The sequence below is a fragment of the Arthrobacter zhaoguopingii genome (assembly GCF_009828595.1).
In the GTDB taxonomy this organism is placed as follows: Bacteria; Actinomycetota; Actinomycetes; order Actinomycetales; family Micrococcaceae; genus Arthrobacter_D; species Arthrobacter_D zhaoguopingii.
Map to the genome: position 1 here is coordinate 1 of NZ_WPNY01000033.1, position 1,063 is coordinate 1,063.

The following is a 1,063-nucleotide window of genomic DNA, read 5'->3' on the forward strand; positions in this document are numbered from 1 at the left end:
CGGAACTGGCTCTTGGATTCGGTCAGGGCGACCCGGTCCTGGGGGCGCTTGGGCCCGGCGATGGAGGGCACCACCGTGGACAGGTCCAGCTCCAGGTATTCGGAGAACCGGATCTCGGTGGACGGATCGTGCCACAGGCCCTGTTCCTTGGCGTAGGCCTCCACCAGGGCCACGTTCTCCGCCGGGCGCCCGGTCAGGCGCAGATACTCAAGGGTCACCTCATCGATGGGGAACATCGCCGCGGTCGAGCCGAACTCCGGGGACATGTTCCCGATCGTGGCCCGGTTCGCCAACGGCACCTCGGCCACGCCCTCGCCGTAGAACTCCACGAACTTGCCCACCACCCCGTGCCGGCGCAGCATCTCGGTGATGGTCAGCACCACATCGGTGGCCGTGGCCCCGGCCGGAATCGACCCCGAGAGCCTGAAGCCGACCACCCGCGGGATCAGCATCGACACCGGCTGGCCCAGCATCGCCGCCTCCGCCTCGATCCCGCCGACCCCCCAACCCAAAACGCCCAGCCCGTTGACCATGGTGGTGTGCGAATCGGTGCCCACACAGGTATCCGGATACGCCCGCAGCACCGTCGCCCCGTCCGCCCCGGTCACCTCCCGGGTCATCACCGTGCGGGCCAGGTACTCAAGGTTCACCTGGTGCACAATGCCCATCCCCGGGGGCACCACCTTGAAATCATCAAACGCGGTCTGGCCCCAGCGCAGGAACTGATACCGCTCCCCATTGCGCTGATACTCGATCTCCATGTTGCGCTCCAGCGCCCCGGCATTGCCGAACACATCGATCTGCACCGAATGATCAATCACCATCTCCGCCGGCGCCAACGGATTCACCTTCTTCGGATCCCCGCCAAGCTCGGCCACCGCCTCACGCATCGTGGCCAGGTCCACCACGCACGGCACCCCGGTGAAGTCCTGCATGATCACCCTCGCCGGAGTGAACTGAATCTCCGTATCCGGCTCCGCCTCAGGATTCCACCCGGCCAGGGCCCGCACATGATCGGCGGTGATATTGGCCCCGTCCTCGGTCCGCAGCAGATTCTCCAACA

General features: G+C 66.3%; 1 protein-coding gene. It reads right to left on the reverse strand.

The window, feature by feature from the left end:
• Positions 1-1,063: aconitase family protein (locus GVV86_RS18385; protein WP_246670055.1), on the reverse strand; the 1,063-nt coding region annotated here is incomplete at both ends.